Below are 17,908 nucleotides of genomic sequence, written 5' to 3' on the forward strand. Positions count from 1 at the left end.
ATGCGTGTGGGCCTGTCCTAGCTCCCCAGTGGACCGCTCAGCAGCCACCACCACAGCGGAACCGAGACCAGGGCCAGGGCGGTGCTCCAGAGAACCAGCGACGCCACTACATCGGTCGCCTGCCGCCGCCCGGCTCCGGCGGTCTCCTGCCGCCCGGCAGCGGCCGCTTCCGTGAGCAGCAGCACCGAGATAGCGGTGGGGGCCGCCGCCTGCAGCACCACCGCGTCCCGCAACGGCGAGGGCAGCCCCAGCAGGACGGCGAGCAGCAGCATGGCCGCCGGGAGCACCAGCAGCTTGCCCACCAGGGGCGCCACCAGCGCCGAACCCCCGGTGGGACCGGCCGTGCCCGCCGGGCGGCGCCGGAGCATCAGCCCCAGCCGCATCCCCACCAGGGCCAGGGCCACCAGGACCACCAGCCGGGCCGGCCACCACAGCCACTGGGCCAGTACCGCGCTCCAGGGGGTCTGGTGCAGCAGCACGGCCAGCGCCAGACCCCGCATGGCCGGGCTGGTGGCCAGCACCCGCAGCTGGCGTCCCACGCCGGTGGCGCGCCGGTCCACCAGCAGCGGACCGAGGCTCCAAGTGATCAGCGTGGCCATCAGATCGAAGGTGATCGTGAAGCCGATGGCCTCGGGGGGAAGCAGGGCCAGGGCCACGGGCAGCCCCCAGTAGGCGGTGTTGCCCACGACGCAGCCCAGTTGCAGGCTGCCCTCAGGGATGCACCGGCCCAGGGCCGGCAGGCGCAGCAGCAGCAGGCCCAGGCCCGAGGCGGCCGCCGCCATCAGGGCCGCCGTGAGTAGCTCGGCCTGGAAGCCCGACCGCAGCAGCAGGGCCACCAGGCTGATGGGAATGCCCCAGGTGATCAGCGGCGGGGCGAGCCGTCCGGGCAGCCCGGGGAAGCGCATCCCCAGCAGCAGTCCGAGGCCCAGGCAGGGGATCAGTTCGAGCAGGAACCGCAGCACCAGCCCTCCACTACACCCCTGGCGTACCCACCATGGCGGTGCCCGGCCTGCGGCGCTGCCTAGGGTCGTCGCTTCCCCAGGTGCCCAGGTCTTCGATGCAATCCCCCATGCGCTCCGGTGCCGACAACGGCTTCGGCGGGCTCTGGCAGCTGGTCTTCGCCGCCGTGCTCGCCGGCCTGGTGCTGCTGACCCAGACGGTGTTCATCGTGCCGGCGGGCAGTGTGGCCGTGGTCACTACCCTCGGCAAGGTCACCGGTGAGCCACGGCAGCCGGGGGCCAACTTCAAGGTCCCCCTGGCCCAGAACACCTCACTCTTTGATGTGCGCACCCAGGTGCGGCCGGAGCAGTTCTCCACCCTCACCAAGGACCTGCAGGTGATCCAGGCCACCGCCACCGTGAAGTACGCCATGAAGCCCGCCGAAGCGGGTCGCATCTACGAGACGATCGCCACCGACGACCAGCAGATCTATCCGCGGGTGATTCAACCCTCCCTGTTGAAGGCCCTCAAGTCGGTGTTCTCCCAGTACGAACTGGTGACGATTGCGACCGAGTGGAACTCCATCTCCGAACTGGTGCAGGAGAAGGTGGCCGAGGAGCTGCGCAAGTTCGACTACGTGACCGTCCAGGGCCTGGATCTCACCGGCCTGCAGATCGCCGAGGAGTACCGCGCCGCGATCGAGCAGAAGCAGATCGCCGAGCAGCAGTTGCTGCGGGCCCAGACGGAGGTGCTGATCGCCGAGCAGGAGGCCAAGCGCTACCAGACCCTCAACTCCAGCCTCGATGACCAGGTGCTCTACAAGCTGTTCCTGGACAAATGGGATGGGCAGACCTCGGTGGTGCCGGCCCTGCCTGGGGCGGCCGGGGGCGGCGCCAGCCCGGTGATCGTCAACGGCCGCCGCTGAGCGGGACGCCCGATGGACGAGGGGATTCTCGATGTCGATCTGCTGGGCTTCGAACGGGGGGATGCGAGGGCCCGCGACGCCGTGGTCGATGGGGTGAGGCGCAGCCTGGCCAACGGCTTCGTCTACACCAGCAGCGATCTGCCCGTTGACCTGCTGGACTCCGCCTACGGCCTCCTGCAGCGGTTCTTCGCGCTCGAGGCCGACACCAAGCGGCGCTTCCGGGCCCCCGGCGCCAGCGGTCAGACCGGTTACACGGAGGTGCTGGTGGAGACGGCCGCCGGCAGCGATCACCCGGACTGGAAGGAGATGCTGAACTGGGCGGCCCCGCTGCCCACTGGCCATCCCCTGCGGCTCCGTTTCCCGGCGTTCTATCCCGATCCGGTCCTGCCGGAGGCGGCCGTTCCCGGCATCACCGCCGTGCTGGGGGAGTTCCACCGGGCGATCGCCGATCTCCAGCGGCGCTTTCTGCGGGTGATCGCCGTGGGCATGGGCTGTGCCGACAGCTTCTTCGAGGAGATGGTGCGGGAGGCCCCCACCCTCACCCGGGCCCTGCGCTATCCCCCCATGGCCCAGGCACCGGGGGAGGGGCATGTCTGGGCGGCGGCCCATGGGGACATCAATCTGATCACGGCCCTGCCGAGGGCCACCGGGCCGGGGCTGCAGGTGCGCGTGGCCGGGGAATGGGTGGAGGCGGCTCCGCCGGAGGGCCGGGTGATCATCAACACGGGGCTGATGCTGGAGCGTCTCTCCAACGGTCAGATTCCCACCGGCTGGCATCGGGTGGTGGCGCCGCCGGGGGCCACCGAAGAGCGCCACAGCGTCGTGCAGTTCTGCCATGCGAGACCCTGGACGGTCTTGGCGCCGGTGCCCTCCTGCTGCGGTCCCGATCAGCCGCAGCGTTACAGCGCCATATCCGCTGCAGATGCCCTCGAAGAGGTGCTTTACCGCATCAATCTGCTCGAGAACTGAGCATCCGCTGGCGAGGATAGCGGTTGTTCAGAAGGCCGCCGTCACCCATGAGTTCGACGATCCAGGGTGCCGGGATTCTCTCGATGTCGCCGGTGTCGATGTTGAGCACCCGGGCGAAATCGGCCGGAGTAGGGCCGCTGAGCTCACAGATCCAGCCGATGAACCATGGCCTGCCGGCCATGGCCACCACGGCCAGGTGCCCGGCTCGGGCCTCGCGGAAGCGCTGGGGGTTGGCCCGCCTCAGGGGGGCCACCGCTGGATCGATCTGGCCGGGTGCCATGGCAGACCTCTGGTACATCTGTACTGTAGCCGGATCGCTCCGGCGCGCCACCGGTCTGCGGGGGGCCCATAGGCTGGGCCCACCCAGAGGCGGACTCCGTGGACGAAGGCAGCAGGCAGGAACCCGGCGCAAGCGAGGGCAGCACCAGAGCGAGCAGCACCGATCAGGACAGCAGGGCCGCAGGCGGCCAGGCCTTTCAATACGAGCCCCTGGAGCGCTTCGGGGAAGGCCTCACCACCGCCCGCCCCTGGAACCGGGCCGCCCTGGCGGGGGTCGAGCGTCTCAACGGGCGGGTGGCGATGATCGGATTCCTGGCGGCCCTGATCGGCGAGGAGTTCACCGGCAGGGGAATCCTCGGCCAGCTGGGCCTGATGCTGCGCTGGCTGCTGGGCTGAGGCCCCCCTGCCGGAGCGCTCCATCCCAGGGGCGGCCTTCCATGGGGCCGCCATCCCCGACTGAGGGCCAGGCCCGACGGGAAACGTGATGGCCGGCGCCGGGACCAGCCCTCTGTACATCGTCATGATCAGCATCCACGGCCTCATCCGTGGCAAGAATCTCGAGCTCGGCCGTGACGCCGATACGGGCGGACAGACGAAATACGTGGTGGAACTGACCAGGGCCCTGGCCCGCCAGCCTGGGGTGGCCCAGGTGGATCTGGTCACGCGCTGCATCAAGGATGCAGACGTCTCGACGGACTACGACAAGCCGATCGAAGTTCTGGATGACAACGCACGCATTCTTCGGCTTCCTGCAGGACCGGATCTCTACATCCCCAAGGAAGAGCTCTGGGGCCATCTCGACGCCTTCACCGATGAGCTCTTCAGCTGGCTCCATCATCAGCCGAGCCGGCCGGACGTTCTCCACAGCCATTACGCCGATGCCGGTTATGTCGGAGTGCGCCTCTCCCATCTCACGGGTCTGCCGCTCATCCACACTGGCCACTCCCTCGGCAGGGACAAGCTGCGCCGGCTCCTGGCCCTCGGTCTGTCCGTCGAGGAGATCCAGAAGCGTTATCGGATGGCGGAGCGAATCAGCGCCGAAGAGGATGTGCTGAACAGTGCCAGTCTTGTGATCACAAGCACCCACAATGAGATCGAAGATCAATACGAGCTCTACGACTGCTACACCCCTGAGAAGATGTCGGTCATCCCACCGGGCACCGACCTCAATCAGTTCCATCCACCGACATCTGAGGATGGCCCGGTTGCCTTTGCCGGCACCCTTGCTAAGTATCTCAGGGAGCCTGAGAAGCCGATGATTCTGGCGCTCTCAAGGCCGGATGAGCGCAAGAACATCGTCACCCTCCTGGAGGCCTATGGCAAGTCAAAGCGCCTGCAGAAGCTGGCCAATCTTGTGATTGTTGCCGGGAATCGAAATGACATCCGTGAGCTGAATGAGGGCGCCCAGCAGGTTCTGACCGAGCTGCTTCTTGTGATCGACTGCCATGAGCTCAATGGCCTGGTGGCCCTGCCCAAGCACCACGCCCCCAGTGATGTGGCCGACATCTATCGACTGGCCGCCTCCTCACGAGGGGTTTTTGTCAACCCGGCCCTCACCGAACCCTTTGGGCTCACCCTGCTCGAGGCGGCGGCCAGTGGACTGCCGCTCGTGGCGACGGAAGTCGGTGGACCCGTCGACATCATCGGGAATTGCAGGAATGGTCTGCTGATTGATCCTCTTGATGAAGCATCGATTGCCGGCGCCCTGCTGATGATTCTCGAAGATGATGCTGTGTGGTCCACATTCTCTGACAATGGCCTGACGACGATTGCCAGGTTCTATTCCTGGGAAGCTCATGCCAACCGGTATCTGAAATTGGTGGAGGATCTGATCGTTCAGAACCGCGTGGTGGCCCGTCCGGCCCCGCTGGCGAAGCCACCCGCCGTTCAGACAAGAACCCGCGCCATCTTCACCGCCATCGACAACACCCTTCTGGGTGATCCGGAGGCCCTCTCTCGCTTCGTGAAGTTGATGAGGGAGCAGCACCGCAGGGTGCTGTTCGGGATTGCCACCGGACGACGGCTCAACTCGGTGCTCAAGCTCCTGAAGATTCATGCCATCCCCATGCCCGACGTGCTCATCACAAGCCTGGGAACCGAGATCTATACCCCACCCCAGTTGACGACGGACATCTCCTGGATCCACCATATTGATCATCTCTGGACACCCCAGGCTCTCAAACGCCTGATGGATCCATTACCCGGTCTGACCCTGCAGGCGAAGGAACACCAGAGCCGATTCAAGCTCTCCTATTTCTATGATCCCCAGCAGGCGCCTGCGATGGAGGAGATTCTAACCCTGCTGCGACAGCATGAGCTCTCTGCCCATACCAGCCTCTCGTTCGGCCAGTTTCTTGACTTCGTTCCGGCCCGCGCCTCCAAGGGCCAGGCCCTGCGCTATGTCGCCAACCAGTGGAAGATTCCCCTGCAGCATGTTCTGGTGAACGGTGGATCCCGTGATGATGAAGACATGCTCCGTGGCCAGACCCTTGGCGTGGTGGTCGACAGCCCCCATCGTCAGGAACTGACCCAGCTCAGTGACTCCGAACGGGTCTATTTCTCTGCCAGAGCCCATGCCTCTGGGATCCTCGAGGCCATCGACCACTATGACTTCTTCGGGCGATGAGCAGTCCCCGCACCTCCCGCTGATGCGACGTCTGCTGCTCTGCACGGACCTGGATCGCACCCTGCTTCCCAATGGTGTGATGCCCGAATCGGAGGGGGCCCGAGCCATGCTGACCCGGGTGCTGCGCCAGCCCGGGATCTCGCTGGCCTACGTCAGCGGCCGGCATCTGGCCTTGGTCGAGCAATCGATTCGGGAGTATGACCTGCCCCAGCCGCACTGGATCATCGGCGACGTCGGCAGCTCCATCCACGTCAGGGACGGCGATGGCTGGTCCCTTCTCGACGCCTGGTCGCGGTACATCGCCGCGGACTGGCAGGGCTGTTCCGCGGGCCAGCTGCGCGCCCTTCTGGGGGGATGTCCCGGCCTGGTGCTGCAGCCCGAGGACAGGCAGAACGCCCACAAGCTCAGTTTCTTCCTTTCACCGCAGGCCGATCTCCCCGCCCTCACGCGGGCCATTCAGGCCTGCCTCGAGCCCCTGGCGATCGCAACCACGCTGATCTTCAGCAACGATGAGCCGGCGCGTGTCGGCCTGTTGGATGTCCTGCCGCAGCGGGCCGGCAAGCTCCATGCGGTCGAGTTTCTGATGCGGGAGCAGGGCTTTTCCGCTGAACAGACGCTCTACGCCGGTGACAGCGGCAATGATCTCTGCGTGCTCACCAGCCGGCTGCCGGCCGTGCTGGTCGCCAATGCCCATCCGGATGTGGTCGAGCGGGCCGTGCGGGAGGCGGCCCGAAACGGTACGTCTGAGCTTTTGTATCTTGCCAGAGGTGGCTTTCAGGGCATGAACGGCAACTACAGTGCCGGCATCCTGGAAGGGATCGGCCATTTTCATGCCGAGGCCATTCCGGAGCTGGATTGAACGATGCCGACGCGATGTCCGATCACCATATTTGGAGAAGTTCTGTTTGATTGTTTTCCGGATGCCACCGAAGTTCTTGGTGGTGCGCCCTTCAATGTGGCCTGGCACCTCAGGGGGTTCGGCCTGTCTCCCCGACTGGTCAGCCGGGTCGGCGGGGATGCCAGAGGCGAGCGGATCCGCTCCGCCATGGGGCGCTGGGGCCTGGATGCGTCCGCTCTGCAGACAGATCCGTGCCATCCCACCGGCCGGGTGAGCGTCACCCTCGTCGATGGCGAGCCCCGCTACGCGATCTTGTCGGGCAGTGCCTACGACTTCATCGATCCGCCCGAACCAGCCATGGTCCCGGCCGCGGGCCTCCTGTACCACGGGACCCTGGCCCTTCGCCATCAACCCTCGGCGTCGGCCCTGACGTCCCTGAAGTCACGGCATCGGGGGCCGATCGTCCTGGATGTGAACCTGCGCCGCCCCTGGTGGTCGATCGAGACGGTTCTGCCCCTGGTGGACGCTGCCGATCACGTCAAGCTCAATGCGGCGGAACTGGCCCTGCTGACCCCGGACGGGCCGCCCGAGGACGATCGGGACGCCCTGGCCGCCTCCATGCACCGTTTTGCTGAGCGTCACCGTCTGGAGACCCTGGTGGTCACCCGCGGTGCCCTCGGTGCCCTGCACTGGCGTGGCGGCGTGATCGTTTCCGTCGCCGCCGCCGCCGCTGGCCCCGTTGTCGACACGGTGGGTGCGGGGGATGGGTTTGCCGCCGTCCTGCTGCTGGGGCTCAGCCAGGGGTGGCCATGGGCCGAGACCGTCGCCCGTGCCGGCGATTTCGCCGCGGCCCTGGTGTCACAGCGCGGTGCCACCATCGATGACCCGTCGCTCTACGCGCAGTTTCTGGCGTCATGGGGGGTTGGCTGATCCGATGTACGAACAGATTTCCCACTCCCTGTTGAATTCCATCCTGGATGATCTGCGTCCTGAGATCCGACGCCAGGACTTGCGTCACTTCTACACCAGGCTGGGCGCCAACTTCTACGCCATCCATTCGTTGTTCGTCACTCTCTACGGCCGACGTGACGACTTCAAGTTCCAGCTTCTGCGCCTGGTCGAAACCATGGCCCGTGGCTACATCGATCGTTCGCCCGATCTTGAATCGCTCGATATCCAAAGGGAGAATGACTACAACTGGTTCCTCTCCCAGAAGTGGGTCGGGATGGCCGTTTACTCCAATGGCTTCGCTGAGAACCTTCCTGATCTGGCCAGCAAGATCGGCTACTTCCAGGAGCTGGGTATCAACATGGTGCACATCCTTCCGATCCTGATGTGTCCAGCTGGAAAGAGCGACGGTGGCTATGCGATCAGTGACTTCCGCCGCATCGATGCCAGGGTCGGCACGCTTGATGATCTGTGCGGGATTGCCGACGAGTTCAGAAAGCGTGAAATCCTGCTGGTTCTTGATATCGTTCTCAACCACACATCGGATGAGCACGAGTGGGCCCAGCGTGCGATGGATGGTGAACAGCATTATCAGGATTATTACCACGTCTTTGACGGTAGGGATATTCCCGATGTCTTCGAGCAGAGCATGCCCGAGGTGTTCCCCGAGAGCGATCCGGGTAATTTCACCTGGAATGGGGAGATGCAGAAGTGGGTGATGACGGTCTTCCACGAATACCAGTGGGACCTCAACTACTCCAACCCGGCGGTATTCATCGAAATGCTCGATGTGCTGCTGTTCTGGGCCAACCAGGGTGTGGATGTTCTGCGGCTCGATGCCGTTGCTTTTCTCTGGAAGAAGCTCGGCACCAGCTGCCAAAACGAACGCAAGGCCCACCTCATCCTGCAGTTGATGAAGGACTGTTGCCAGGTGACCGCGCCAGGTGTCCTGTTCATCGCCGAGGCCATCGTGGCCCCCACCGAGATCACCAAATACTTCGGTGAAGACGCCATCGTGGCCAAGGAATGTGAGATTGCCTACAACGCCACCCTGATGGCCTTGCTCTGGGACGGGGTGGCCACCCGCAACACCCGGCTCCTCTGCCAGGGCCTCAAGAGCCTGCCCAACAAGCTGGAACGGGCCACCTGGCTGAACTACGTCCGCTGCCATGACGACATCGGCTTCGGCTTCGATGACAGTGACATCGAACAGGTGGGCTACGACCCCCGTGCCCACCGGCGCTTTCTGATTGAGTATTTCAAGGGGGATTTCGATGCGATTCCCCGCGGGCTCATCTTCATGCCCAACGACACCACGGGTGATGCGCGCATCTGCGGTTCCCTGGCTTCCCTGGTCGGTCTGGAGTCGGCCCTCGAATCGAAGGATCAGCAGCTGATCGCCACCGCCATCAGCCGCATCCTGCTGATGCATGGGGTGATCCTTTCGTTCGGGGGAATCCCGCTCATCTACAACGGCGATGCCCTTGGTGTGCTGAACGATTACAGCTTCTATGCCGACCCCAGCAAGTGCAATGACACCCGCTGGGTGCACCGCCCCAAGATCAACTGGACCAGGGCCGAGCTCCGATGGAGGCAGGGAACCGTGGAGCATACGATCTTCTCGGCGATGAAGAAGATGATCGCGATTCGCAAGGAGATCTCAGCCTTTGCCGATTTCAACAATCGCCAGATCTTGTCCCTGGATAACGACCATCTGCTGGCGTTCGTGCGGACCAATCACCTGCGGCCATCGGAGCTGGTGCTGGTGGTGGCCAACTTCAACGACCAGCCCCGGTTCTTCGACCTCGAAAGCCTGGTGCCGCAGGTCTTCAGCAGCCACGATGGACTGGTCGATCTTCACTCGGGCCGGCGGCCGTCCCAGTCCGGCAGCCGCATCGTGCTGCAGGCTTACCAGTTCTACTGGCTGACCAAGACCTGAGCGCCCGATTCTCCCCCCGCCCGACGCTTCCCCTGCCCATGCGCGTCGTCACCCCCGTTCTGCTGGCCCTGCTGCTGGCTTCGGCGGCGGTGGCGGTCACCGTGTCGGTGCAGCCGGCCCCCAGCGGCAGCACCCCCGCAGCGTCCACTCCAGCCTCGACAACACCCGCGACGCCGGAGCCATCGCCGCCGCAGCCGGCCCCGCGCGCCTATCCCCGGCTGCCGGCGGACCCCGCCGCCATCGCCTCCCAGCTGGCCGCCGCCGAGCTGGCCCTCCGCTCCACTGAGACCCCGGCCGGGCTCCTGAGCGAGCTGGGGCACCGCCAGCAGGTCATCTATCGCCGGCTTGCCACCGATCCGGCCCTGGCCGCCCGGGTGCGGGCCTTCCTGCCGGTCCGCTGGCAGGGGGTGATGGACCGCCACGTGGCGGCTCGCCGGGAGTTTCTGGCCATGCACCGGGGGGGGCGGCGCCCCGCCGTCGTTCCCGCCTGGCGGATCATCCCGCCCGAGCCCGCCGCCGACCTGCTGCGCTACTACCGGGAGGCGTCCGCCGCCACCGGCATCCCCTGGGAGGTCCTGGCCGCCATCAACCTGGTCGAAACGGGCATGGGCCGCATCGATGGCGTCTCCGTCGCCGACGCCCGGGGCCCGATGCAGTTCCTCCCCACCACCTGGGCCCAGCCGGGCGTCGGCAAGGGCGACATCCGCGATCCCGAAGACGCGATCCACGCCGCGGCCCGCTACCTGGTGCGCCGCGGTGGCCTGCGGGACATCCGCCGGGGGCTCTGGGGCTACAACAACAGCCGGCATTACGTGCGGGCCGTTCTGCTCTACGCCGAGCTGCTGCGCATGGATCCCCAGGCCTTCACGGGTCTCTACCACTGGGAGATCCATTACGCCTCCGCCGCCGGCGACCTCTGGCTGCCGGTGGGCTACAACCAGCCCCGCCCCCTGGCGGTCGGCACCTACCTGAAGCGCTTCCCCGCCTCGGCCCCTCCGGGACCCTGAGGAGCCTGCCAGCATGGGATCCCGCTGGGCTCCGATCACCCGGCTTCCCCATGACCCAGCGGCCCATGACCCAGCTGCAAGCGATCAACATCGCCAAGGTGACCACGATCGTGGGGCTGCTGGTGCCGGCCCTGGTTCTGGGGGTGGAGTCCGGGCGGGTCGCCATCTACCTGGCCCTTCACATCAGCTACTGCCTCTGGTGGCTGCTCGAGGAGGTGCTGTTCCCCTGGCGCACCACCCAGCTCTTCACCGAGGTGGTTCAGCCGCCGCAGGCCATCGCGGTGGTGCTCTACGTCGGGGTGTTCTACGCCGTGCCCGGCTGGCTGGCCATGGCCAATCCGGTGCCCATCGGCCCGCTGACGATTGCCCTGGGGCTCAGCCTCTACATCTTCGGATCGCTGCTGAACACGGCGGCCGATGTGCAGAAGGGCACCGCCAAGGCCCTGGGGGCCACCCTGGTGGCGGACGGGGCCTGGCGTCGCGTCCGCCATGTCAACTACCTGGGCGACCTGCTCCGCTACAGCAGCTTCGCGGTGATCGCCGGTTCGCCGTGGGCCTGGCTGCTGCCCGCCTCGGTGCTTGCGCTCTACCTCCCTCGCATGATCCGCAAGGAAGCCTCCATGGCCGAGCGCTATCCCGCTTTCGAGGCCTATCGCCAGAGCAGCTGGTGGCTGCTGCCGGGGCTCGTCTGACGCTGCAGGGGAAGCGGAGCAGGGCTCAGGAAGCCTGGCGTCAGCCGAGACCCCTGCCGAGCAGCACATCCCGAGCGCCATTGACCGCCTGCATGGTGGCGTGGCGGCCGCCCCGGTCAGGGTGATGCTCGGCGGCGGCCCGCTTCCAGGCTGCGGTCACATCGGCTTCCCGGAGCCGGCCCGCCAGGGCCAGCCCGAGACGGGCCCTGGCCTCGATGGCCTCCAGGCTTGGGCTCCGGCCGAGGGGGCCGTGGTCGGCGGCGGAGAGGCCCGTGCCCTTCTTGCGGCGGCCTTTGGTACCGGAGGCCTTGCCCTGGCCGCGGGGGCGTGAAGCCGCGAAGCCCTTGCCGAGCGGCTCATCGGATCGGTCCGAGGCAGCGCTGTCAGGCTGCTCCGGCCGCAAGGACACCAGGGTCAGACGGGGGTCGAGCAGGGTGCGAGCCATGGGTTCAGGTGCCAGCCCGACCGTTGCGTTGATGAGGTTGCCTTGAAGGGGTGGTCGCGACTCAGGCCGCGACGTCGAGGCCGGGGGCCGGATCGATGCTCAGTTCGGCGAGCAGGTCGCTGGAGAGCAGGTCGCTGGCGAGCAAATCCGTGGCCAGAAGATCCGTGGCCGCCACATCGGCCATCTCGGGAGCAACCACCGCAGCGGGGGCTTGGTCGTGGCCACCGGCCATCGCCGGAGCGAGAAACGCCATGGCCAGACCCACCATCAGGGCGAAGACGAAGGTAAGGGCTCGCATCGGCCAAGGAGAGAATCTCCACAGTCCTAACACCGCTCCGCCCCATGACGCTCTCGGGAGGAGAAGATGGCCCGATGGAGCGCAGCGAAACCTCCCCCGCCCCGGCCATCGCCTACGCGGGATTCCGGGTCCGTACGGCGGCCTCGCTGATCGATTCGGTGCTGATGCTGATCATCACCGCCCCACTGCCGCTTCTGGTTTTCATCGTGCCCGACGAGACGGCGGTTCTCGTACTCAGCACGGTGGTGTCGGCTCTGGTGGTGATCCTGTTCTGGCGTTGGAAGCAGGGCACGCCCGGCAAGTTGATGCTCCGCCTGAGAATCGTCGATGCCGCAACAGGCGGCGAACCCGGCCTGCGTCAGTGGTGCCTGCGCTACGTGGGTTACATCCTCTCGACCCTGCCCCTGCTCCTGGGCTTCCTCTGGATCGCCTGGGATCCCCGGCGCCAGGGCTGGCATGACAAGCTCGCCGGCACGGTGGTGATCCGGGTGCCCCGTCGTGCGACCGGGGCCGGGAACGCTGGTGCTGGACCTCCCTGACATCCGTCCCCTGCGGCCATGACAGCTCCCTCCCCCGATCCCCTCGATGAGGCCATCGCCGCCCGCCGTGCCCAGGACCCCCTGGTGGGGGCCCGGATCGGGGCCGAAGAGATCAGCCGCCGGCTCCTGAAGGCCATGGCGTCCGACCGGGGCGTGCACGTCGAATCGCTGCTGGCGGTCTGCGGTGCCCTGGCGGGCCAGGCCTGCCAGGCCGGTGTGCGGGCCCGGTCCAGGGCGGCCGGCCTGGCGGAGCTCTCGGGACTGCACGTGGTCGGCACCGGGGACGGGGGGTCCTGCCTGGTGGGCGAGGGGCTGGTCCAGGCCCTGTTCAACGATCCGTATTCCACCTGGGGTCTGGCCGCCGGCGCCGCCCAGCAGGCGGGCTGCACGGCCCTGCCGGACCCGACGGCCCTGTGGCGCCACGGGATGGAGCACCTCGGCCAGGGGGACTTCGGTGTGCCCCAGGTGCCCGACGCCCACCAGCCGTCGCCCGAATCCCTGCAGGCGCTGCCGACCCTCTGGCCGGCCCTGTTGCCGCTGGCCCAGCGGTTCTGCCCCGAACCGGTGGAGTGGCCGATCCTGTTCGGCCTGGTGGCCCAGAAGGCGATCACCATGGGCCGTGAGGTGATCGATCCCTGTCTGGCACTGCGCATCGTGATGGACACCGCCATCGCCGGCGCCATGGTGGTTCTGCCCCAGAGCCCGGAGCCCGCCAGCGCCCCCTGACCGTGTCGGGCGCCACGGGCATCCGCGTCCTGACATCCCCGTCTTGGCAGCGGCGGCCAGGGGCGTTACCAAGGCCTTCACGGTCCCTTGCAGCAGGCGGATGGTCTCCCGCTTCCCACGGTTTCTGACGGCACTGGCCCTGCCCTGGCTGGTGCCCCTGTCCCTGGCGCCCCTGCCCCTGCTGGCGATGGGGGAGCCGCCGCCCCGGCCGCTGGAGATTCCCCTGGAGGTGCCGGTGGGCGACCTGGGGCAGAACGATCGTCTGCCGGATCCACTGCGGTCCCGCTACAAGCCGGCTCCGGTGGGGGCGTTCCCGGTGCCCCAGGCCGGGGCCCTGGGCTATCCCCTCGGCCTGCAGCCCAGCGAGCAGGCACCGTTCGGCTGGCGGCTGGCGGACGCGCGCAACGCCTGGCGCATGCACACCGGCCTCGATCTGATCGCCCCGGAGGGAACGCCGGTGTTCGCCGTGCTGCCGGGCACCGTGCGGCTGGTGGATGAGGTGGGTGGCTACGGCCTGCTCGTGGTGATCGACCACGGTCTCGGCTGGCAGAGCCTTTACGCCCACCTGCTGGATGTGGCGGTTCTGCCCGGGGAGAGCCTGGTGGCGGGGCAGCCCATCGGCCGGGTGGGCAGCAGTGGCTCGGCCACCACGGCCCATCTGCACTTCGAGTGGCGCCAGATGCGCCAGGGGCGACTGGTGGCTGTGGACCCCTCGCCGCTGCTGCAGACGATCGGCACCGGCCCCTCCGTGGCGGGCCGGGCGCCCTTGCCGCCGCTGCCCTGAGCCAGGGTGTCGTCTTCCCTCGCCGTTCAGGGGCGGTCGGGATCCAGCGGCAGGCGCTTCAGGGCCAGGGCCAGCCGCCGCGCTGCCAGCAGCAGGGGATAGAGGCGGCGGCTGCGGGAGGGTCCGTCGAACAGCGGCACCAGCAGTTGCAGCAGGGGATCACTGGGCCGCATCAGGGCGCAGAGCTGCCGCACGGCCTCCGCCCCGTGCCAGGCCCGCTCCCCCTGGAGCAGGACCGCCCCCTGGGCCAGCGGCAGGCCCCGCTCCCGCAGGTCACGGCGCAGGGCCGCGTCGGCCCGCCCATCGACGATCTGCAGATGGGGGATCCCGCCGCGCAGTTCGCTGCTGAGGGCGAAGTGACGGCAGAACGGACAGCCCCCGTCGTAGACGAGGCGCAGGGTCTGCGGGGCGACGAGCCCCAGGGTCTGCGGGGCCGGATCGGGCGGTGGGGATGGGGGGGCGCCCATCGCTGCAGGGGGGATCAAGGGTGGGCGGCCGAGACGGCGGCAGCGTGATCGGAAGATTCGATTCTGGCGCCGGCGGCAGAAGAGCGGCGCAGGGACGTCGACAGATCGATTTCTCCAAGTCCTGACAGGTGGCTGGATTCTGTGATCCTCGGCACCGTTCGATTCCTCAGAACGGTTAGATCCTCTGCCAATGGATGACTGGAAAGATGCTCACACCAACCACCCGCTTGAGGCTCCAGGAGATCATCGGCAGGATTGCCGATTCCCGCCCGGTCAGCCTCCATGAGCGCATCTATGTTCAGAAGTTCGCTGATCGCGATGCCAGCGTCTGGAGCTGGTTGCGGCGGGCCCAGCGCACCCAGCAGCGGGGTGAGCCCGAATCGGAACTCGACCGCTTCATGGGCTCGCTGGATCTGGGCGACCCTTGTGACAGCAGCGGATTCGATCCTGGCCGGGACGATCTTGGGGATTGGTTCAGCGGAGCTCCGCATTGGCTCAGGCGCAGTTGAGTCGCCCTTAAGCGGTAGAAACACTCATTGCCGAATCTTCGTCGCATCGGCAACGGACATGCGTGTGGGAGCGTGTGTTGATGCCATGGTCAGGTCGCAGTCCGGTCGGAGGGTGCCATGGATGCCTTGCTTTGTAGCTATCGCAACTGTTCGGAACGGATGCGGATCATCCGCTGCTGCGGACCCGAGGATTTCTTCCTCGAACGGGTTGTCTTTCCCTTCGAAGTGCTCACCTTCCATTGCCCACTCGCCACGGATGTGGAGATCTGGGCGCGGGATTCGGCGGGTGTCGTCCTCAGCGAACGGCTCCCCGCCGATGCCCTGGCCATGCAGCAGAGTGAGCTGTCGCCCCGTCCGGAATGGCTGCCCCAGGTTCCGAACCGAGCGGTGGGGGTGAGGGGCAACGCCAGCTCGGTCTGTCTGCTGCCCCACTGACCCCGGCTTCCTCACCCGCAGGCCTGCAGCCTCCGGCCCCGACCACCGGCATCGTCTGCAGCGCCAGTTACCGCGAGCACCTCACCGGCCCCTGGCATCCGGAGTGCCCCGCCCGGGTCGATGCCGTGATCCAGGGCCTGGAGCGGGCCGGTCTGCTGGCCCGCTGCCGGATCCTTCCACCGCGCCCGGCCACGGATGCGGAGCTGCTGCGCTGCCACACCCCGGGGTACCTGCAGCGGGTCGAGGAGGACATCCAGGCGGGCCGGGACCAGCTCTCCACCGGCGACACCGCCATCAGCCCCCACTCGGAGCGCACGGCGCGGCTGGCGGCGGGGGGGGTGCTGGCGGCGGTGGAGGCCGTCATGGAGCAGCGGGTGCGCCGGGCCTATGCGGTCGTCAGGCCTCCCGGGCACCATGCCAGTGCGGCGCGGGGCATGGGCTTCTGCCTCTACAACAACGTGGCCGTCGCCGCCCGCCACCTGCAGGCGGTCCATGGTCTCGAGAAGATCCTTGTCGTCGACTGGGACGTGCACCACGGCAACGGCACCCAGGACATCTTCTGGTGCGACCCCTCGGTGCTGTTCTTCAGCAGCCACCAGGCGCCCCTCTATCCGGGATCCGGCAGCCGCCGGGAGCAGGGGGAGGGGGCCGGGGCGGGCTACACCCGCAACTGCCCCCTGCCGGCCGGAACGTCGGGGCCCGAGCTGGTGGCCGCCTGGCGGGAGGAGCTCCTGCCACTGGCCGAGGCCTTCGCCCCTGACTTCGTGCTGATCTCGGCCGGTTTCGATTCCAGGGCCGGCGATCCCCTGGGGGATTTCCGGCTGCAGGACGGGGATTTCGCGGCCCTGACCCAGCTGCTGCTCACCATTGCCGCCGACCATGCCCAGGGCCGTCTGGTGTCCGCCCTGGAGGGCGGCTACGACCTGGAGGGCCTGGCGTCGGCCAGCGCCGCCCACGTGGCCTGCCTGCTGGGGGACAGCGGGCCGCGCTGACCCCGCCACCAGAGCCAGGCCTCGCGGTTGATCAGCAGTCCGATCAGCACCATGGCGAGCATCAGCACGATCTGGTCAGCCCGGGCGTCCGGCACCAGGATGTCGGCGGCCAGATGGGGGACGTTGGTGAGGGTGTACACAACGCTCAGCCAGAAGTGGGCGGCGCGCCAGTGGCGCCAGCGGCGCGGCTGGCCCGGATCACTGGCGGCGTAGGCGATCAGCACGACCGCGGCCAGGGGCACCAGAAAGTAGCCCAGCATGGCGCCGAACAGCAGCGGCAGCCGGGCGGTCGCCACGTGGCCGTGGATCTCCGGGGAGATCCCGTGGAACAGGGGCATCAGGCCCAGCTCCACGTGGAACAGCATCGCCAGCAGCCAGGCGATCCAGAGGCTGCGCAGACGCAGGGCGTGGTCGATGGCTGGGGCCATGGGGACGTTCCAGGGCCCCCTGAGTCTGGGCAGCCCTTCCGGCGACGCGTGCGCAATGGCCCGGTTCTTGATGGGCCGGTCCGTTGCCAGGCTCCTTACATTGGGCGGACGGTCCTTGGGTCCTTCCCCCCAGGCTGCTTGTGATGACCTCCACGACCTCCTCCCTGCCCAACACCGCGGTGGCCACCGGGCCCGCCGGGAGGCCCATGGCCCAGCCCATGGATGCCGGGCTGCTGGAGGGTCTGCAGGACCACCTGGGTCTGGAGCGCAAGGCCAGCGCCGCCTACTGGGCCATGGCTCTGTGGTTCGCCGAGCGGGAACTGCGTGGCTTCGCCGCCCACCTCATGGCCGAGTCCCATGGCGAACAGCAGCATGCCGGCCTGCTGGCCGATTACCTGATCGCCCGCGGCCAGACGGTGGACCTCGGCGAGCTGCCCGCCCCCTGCCAGCGCTGGAACGACTTCGAGGCTGTGCTCGCGGACGCCTTCCGCCTCGAGGCCGATGTCACCACGTCCCTGCAGCTCCTTTATTCCATGGCCGAGCGCGCCGGCGACGTGCGCACCACCGTCTTCCTCGACCCGATGATCCAGGGCCAGATCGCCGCCGAGAACGGCGCGGCCCACCTGCTCGGTCGGGTGCGCTTCGGGCGCCAGGAGGCTGCCTCCATGCTGCTGATCGATGGCGAACTGGCGGCCGCCCAGGCGGCGGTCGCTGCTTAGGTCTGACCCTCGGGGACCGGCCCCCTTGCCCCGGCGGATCAGGCGGCCAGGGGCCGGCTGGTGATCTCCAGCAGGAAGGCGGCGGCGAGGGGATCCCGCAGGGGCAGGCGCGTCAGTGCATGGGCCTGGCGCTGCAGTTCCAGGCGGCGTTGCTCGAGTCGGCGGGTTTCACGGCCAAGCCTCAGGCGGAGCCGTTCGTCGCGGCAGGCGGCCCCCTGCCCCTTCAGCCGCTGCCAGCTCTGGCGCACGGCGGCCATGTCGCGGCAGAGGCTGCCGATGAGGCTGTCGCCGGTGTGGATCGGGGCGGCCATCGCGGTTCAGGCCGCCAGGGGTGCACCGTCGACCAGGGCCGGTGCCAGGCGCAGGCTGGTCTCGCCGCTGGGGACCTGCATCAGGTCGGCGGC

The 17,908-nt window shown here is 67.7% G+C and carries 23 protein-coding genes; 16 read left to right on the plus strand and 7 right to left on the minus strand.

All coding sequences use genetic code 11. The features are described 5' to 3' along the window. Nucleotides 1–17: 17 nt before the first annotated feature. Complete coding sequence (locus KUG38_RS00860; protein ID WP_216918610.1) at nt 18–962, minus strand: AEC family transporter; 945 nt, start codon at nt 960–962, stop codon at nt 18–20. A gap of 95 nt (nt 963–1,057) precedes the next feature. Here KUG38_RS00860 and KUG38_RS00865 point away from each other — a divergent pair, with 95 nt between their 5' ends. Together KUG38_RS00865 and KUG38_RS00870 are read left to right on the plus strand one after the other, a co-directional pair. After that, nucleotides 1,058–1,864: a prohibitin family protein gene (locus tag KUG38_RS00865; protein WP_216918611.1), complete on the plus strand. Its 807-nt coding sequence runs from the start codon at nt 1,058–1,060 to the stop codon at nt 1,862–1,864. Nucleotides 1,865–1,876: 12 nt separating this feature from the next. Beyond that, nucleotides 1,877–2,833: an isopenicillin N synthase family dioxygenase gene (locus KUG38_RS00870; protein WP_216918612.1), complete on the plus strand. Its 957-nt coding sequence runs from the start codon at nt 1,877–1,879 to the stop codon at nt 2,831–2,833. On the opposite strand, the gene KUG38_RS00875 is transcribed toward KUG38_RS00870, so the two are convergent. Further along, nucleotides 2,814–3,113 carry a hypothetical protein gene (locus tag KUG38_RS00875; protein WP_216918613.1) on the minus strand — a complete coding sequence of 100 codons (300 nt, stop codon included), beginning with the start codon at nt 3,111–3,113 and terminating at the stop codon, nt 2,814–2,816. The two genes, KUG38_RS00870 and KUG38_RS00875, sit on opposite strands and share 20 nt — an antisense overlap. A gap of 209 nt (nt 3,114–3,322) precedes the next feature. Here KUG38_RS00875 and KUG38_RS00880 point away from each other — a divergent pair, with 209 nt between their 5' ends. The 7 genes from KUG38_RS00880 (at nt 3,323) to KUG38_RS00910 (ending at nt 11,162) form a co-directional block, all read left to right on the plus strand. Further along, nucleotides 3,323–3,508 carry a chlorophyll a/b-binding protein gene (locus KUG38_RS00880; protein ID WP_216918639.1) on the plus strand — a complete coding sequence of 62 codons (186 nt, stop codon included), beginning with the start codon at nt 3,323–3,325 and terminating at the stop codon, nt 3,506–3,508. Nucleotides 3,509–3,596: 88 nt separating this feature from the next. Then, the gene (locus tag KUG38_RS00885; RefSeq protein WP_216918614.1) at nt 3,597–5,738 is read left to right on the plus strand and encodes an HAD family hydrolase; all 2,142 of its coding nucleotides are present in this window, start codon (nt 3,597–3,599) and stop codon (nt 5,736–5,738) included. A gap of 22 nt (nt 5,739–5,760) precedes the next feature. Beyond that, on the plus strand, nt 5,761–6,597 hold the full coding sequence (locus KUG38_RS00890; RefSeq protein ID WP_216918615.1) for an HAD-IIB family hydrolase: 837 nt from the start codon (nt 5,761–5,763) through the stop codon (nt 6,595–6,597). 96 nt (nt 6,598–6,693) lie between these two features. After that, the gene (locus KUG38_RS00895; RefSeq protein WP_502988668.1) at nt 6,694–7,506 is read left to right on the plus strand and encodes a PfkB family carbohydrate kinase; all 813 of its coding nucleotides are present in this window, start codon (nt 6,694–6,696) and stop codon (nt 7,504–7,506) included. 4 nt (nt 7,507–7,510) lie between these two features. Beyond that, nucleotides 7,511–9,463 carry an alpha-amylase family glycosyl hydrolase gene (locus KUG38_RS00900; protein WP_216918617.1) on the plus strand — a complete coding sequence of 651 codons (1,953 nt, stop codon included), beginning with the start codon at nt 7,511–7,513 and terminating at the stop codon, nt 9,461–9,463. A gap of 38 nt (nt 9,464–9,501) precedes the next feature. Continuing rightward, nucleotides 9,502–10,470 (plus strand): transglycosylase SLT domain-containing protein, encoded by a 969-nt coding sequence (locus KUG38_RS00905; RefSeq protein ID WP_216918618.1) that lies wholly within the window; start codon nt 9,502–9,504, stop codon nt 10,468–10,470. Nucleotides 10,471–10,535: 65 nt separating this feature from the next. Beyond that, on the plus strand, nt 10,536–11,162 hold the full coding sequence (locus KUG38_RS00910) for a methyltransferase family protein (RefSeq protein WP_286195474.1): 627 nt from the start codon (nt 10,536–10,538) through the stop codon (nt 11,160–11,162). Between the two features lie 40 nt (nt 11,163–11,202). Here the strand turns inward: KUG38_RS00910 and KUG38_RS00915 are convergent, their stop codons facing one another. Together KUG38_RS00915 and KUG38_RS00920 are read right to left on the minus strand one after the other, a co-directional pair. After that, on the minus strand, nt 11,203–11,607 hold the full coding sequence (locus tag KUG38_RS00915; protein WP_216918620.1) for a molecular chaperone DnaJ: 405 nt from the start codon (nt 11,605–11,607) through the stop codon (nt 11,203–11,205). Between the two features lie 61 nt (nt 11,608–11,668). After that, a complete protein-coding gene (locus KUG38_RS00920; RefSeq protein WP_216918621.1) occupies nt 11,669–11,905 on the minus strand; it encodes a hypothetical protein in 237 nt (78 codons plus the stop codon). A 44-nt stretch (nt 11,906–11,949) separates the two neighbouring features. Between KUG38_RS00920 and KUG38_RS00925 the strand changes: the two genes are divergently transcribed. The 3 genes from KUG38_RS00925 (at nt 11,950) to KUG38_RS00935 (ending at nt 13,954) form a co-directional block, all read left to right on the plus strand. Next, nucleotides 11,950–12,444: an RDD family protein gene (locus KUG38_RS00925; protein ID WP_216918622.1), complete on the plus strand. Its 495-nt coding sequence runs from the start codon at nt 11,950–11,952 to the stop codon at nt 12,442–12,444. Nucleotides 12,445–12,462: 18 nt separating this feature from the next. After that, on the plus strand, nt 12,463–13,170 hold the full coding sequence (locus tag KUG38_RS00930; RefSeq protein WP_216918623.1) for a hypothetical protein: 708 nt from the start codon (nt 12,463–12,465) through the stop codon (nt 13,168–13,170). Between the two features lie 100 nt (nt 13,171–13,270). Continuing rightward, nucleotides 13,271–13,954: a M23 family metallopeptidase gene (locus tag KUG38_RS00935; protein WP_216918624.1), complete on the plus strand. Its 684-nt coding sequence runs from the start codon at nt 13,271–13,273 to the stop codon at nt 13,952–13,954. A gap of 26 nt (nt 13,955–13,980) precedes the next feature. On the opposite strand, the gene KUG38_RS00940 is transcribed toward KUG38_RS00935, so the two are convergent. Next, a complete protein-coding gene (locus KUG38_RS00940) occupies nt 13,981–14,421 on the minus strand; it encodes a DCC1-like thiol-disulfide oxidoreductase family protein (RefSeq protein WP_216918625.1) in 441 nt (146 codons plus the stop codon). 206 nt (nt 14,422–14,627) lie between these two features. Here KUG38_RS00940 and KUG38_RS00945 point away from each other — a divergent pair, with 206 nt between their 5' ends. The 3 genes from KUG38_RS00945 (at nt 14,628) to KUG38_RS00955 (ending at nt 16,357) form a co-directional block, all read left to right on the plus strand. Further along, nucleotides 14,628–14,930, plus strand: a complete 303-nt coding sequence (locus tag KUG38_RS00945) for a DUF8638 family protein (protein ID WP_216918626.1) — start codon at nt 14,628–14,630, stop codon at nt 14,928–14,930. Between the two features lie 117 nt (nt 14,931–15,047). Continuing rightward, nucleotides 15,048–15,365 carry a DUF1830 domain-containing protein gene (locus KUG38_RS00950; protein WP_216918627.1) on the plus strand — a complete coding sequence of 106 codons (318 nt, stop codon included), beginning with the start codon at nt 15,048–15,050 and terminating at the stop codon, nt 15,363–15,365. After that, nucleotides 15,290–16,357: a histone deacetylase family protein gene (locus tag KUG38_RS00955; protein WP_286195475.1), complete on the plus strand. Its 1,068-nt coding sequence runs from the start codon at nt 15,290–15,292 to the stop codon at nt 16,355–16,357. The genes KUG38_RS00950 and KUG38_RS00955 overlap by 76 nt, the downstream gene beginning before the upstream one ends. On the opposite strand, the gene KUG38_RS00960 is transcribed toward KUG38_RS00955, so the two are convergent. Beyond that, the gene (locus KUG38_RS00960; protein ID WP_216918628.1) at nt 16,282–16,785 is read right to left on the minus strand and encodes a hypothetical protein; all 504 of its coding nucleotides are present in this window, start codon (nt 16,783–16,785) and stop codon (nt 16,282–16,284) included. The genes KUG38_RS00955 and KUG38_RS00960 overlap by 76 nt on opposite strands. A gap of 143 nt (nt 16,786–16,928) precedes the next feature. Here KUG38_RS00960 and KUG38_RS00965 point away from each other — a divergent pair, with 143 nt between their 5' ends. Next, nucleotides 16,929–17,504: a ferritin gene (locus KUG38_RS00965; RefSeq protein ID WP_216918629.1), complete on the plus strand. Its 576-nt coding sequence runs from the start codon at nt 16,929–16,931 to the stop codon at nt 17,502–17,504. 38 nt (nt 17,505–17,542) lie between these two features. On the opposite strand, the gene KUG38_RS00970 is transcribed toward KUG38_RS00965, so the two are convergent. Then, nucleotides 17,543–17,815, minus strand: coding sequence for a hypothetical protein (locus KUG38_RS00970; protein ID WP_216918630.1), 273 nt, complete (start codon nt 17,813–17,815; stop codon nt 17,543–17,545). Nucleotides 17,816–17,908: the final 93 nt, after the last annotated feature.

It is taken from the genome of Synechococcus sp. CCAP 1479/9, assembly GCF_019038535.1.
In the GTDB taxonomy this organism is placed as follows: Bacteria; Cyanobacteriota; Cyanobacteriia; order PCC-6307; family Cyanobiaceae; genus Cyanobium.

Coding starts and splice junctions, on each gene's coding strand:
- KUG38_RS00955 (WP_286195475.1), top strand. CDS start 15,290: ATGGCTGCCCCAGGTTCCGAACCGAGCGGTGGGGGTGAGGGGCAACGC.
- KUG38_RS00920 (WP_216918621.1), bottom strand. CDS start 11,905: ATGCGAGCCCTTACCTTCGTCTTCGCCCTGATGGTGGGTCTGGCCATG.
- KUG38_RS00890 (WP_216918615.1), top strand. CDS start 5,761: ATGCGACGTCTGCTGCTCTGCACGGACCTGGATCGCACCCTGCTTCCC.
- KUG38_RS00870 (WP_216918612.1), top strand. CDS start 1,877: ATGGACGAGGGGATTCTCGATGTCGATCTGCTGGGCTTCGAACGGGGG.
- KUG38_RS00925 (WP_216918622.1), top strand. CDS start 11,950: ATGACGCTCTCGGGAGGAGAAGATGGCCCGATGGAGCGCAGCGAAACC.
- KUG38_RS00900 (WP_216918617.1), top strand. CDS start 7,511: ATGTACGAACAGATTTCCCACTCCCTGTTGAATTCCATCCTGGATGAT.
- KUG38_RS00915 (WP_216918620.1), bottom strand. CDS start 11,607: ATGGCTCGCACCCTGCTCGACCCCCGTCTGACCCTGGTGTCCTTGCGG.
- KUG38_RS00950 (WP_216918627.1), top strand. CDS start 15,048: ATGGATGCCTTGCTTTGTAGCTATCGCAACTGTTCGGAACGGATGCGG.
- KUG38_RS00930 (WP_216918623.1), top strand. CDS start 12,463: ATGACAGCTCCCTCCCCCGATCCCCTCGATGAGGCCATCGCCGCCCGC.
- KUG38_RS00945 (WP_216918626.1), top strand. CDS start 14,628: ATGCTCACACCAACCACCCGCTTGAGGCTCCAGGAGATCATCGGCAGG.
- KUG38_RS00865 (WP_216918611.1), top strand. CDS start 1,058: ATGCAATCCCCCATGCGCTCCGGTGCCGACAACGGCTTCGGCGGGCTC.
- KUG38_RS00885 (WP_216918614.1), top strand. CDS start 3,597: ATGGCCGGCGCCGGGACCAGCCCTCTGTACATCGTCATGATCAGCATC.
- KUG38_RS00970 (WP_216918630.1), bottom strand. CDS start 17,815: ATGGCCGCCCCGATCCACACCGGCGACAGCCTCATCGGCAGCCTCTGC.
- KUG38_RS00965 (WP_216918629.1), top strand. CDS start 16,929: ATGACCTCCACGACCTCCTCCCTGCCCAACACCGCGGTGGCCACCGGG.
- KUG38_RS00910 (WP_286195474.1), top strand. CDS start 10,536: ATGACCCAGCTGCAAGCGATCAACATCGCCAAGGTGACCACGATCGTG.
- KUG38_RS00935 (WP_216918624.1), top strand. CDS start 13,271: ATGGTCTCCCGCTTCCCACGGTTTCTGACGGCACTGGCCCTGCCCTGG.
- KUG38_RS00875 (WP_216918613.1), bottom strand. CDS start 3,113: ATGGCACCCGGCCAGATCGATCCAGCGGTGGCCCCCCTGAGGCGGGCC.
- KUG38_RS00960 (WP_216918628.1), bottom strand. CDS start 16,785: ATGGCCCCAGCCATCGACCACGCCCTGCGTCTGCGCAGCCTCTGGATC.
- KUG38_RS00940 (WP_216918625.1), bottom strand. CDS start 14,421: ATGGGCGCCCCCCCATCCCCACCGCCCGATCCGGCCCCGCAGACCCTG.
- KUG38_RS00905 (WP_216918618.1), top strand. CDS start 9,502: ATGCGCGTCGTCACCCCCGTTCTGCTGGCCCTGCTGCTGGCTTCGGCG.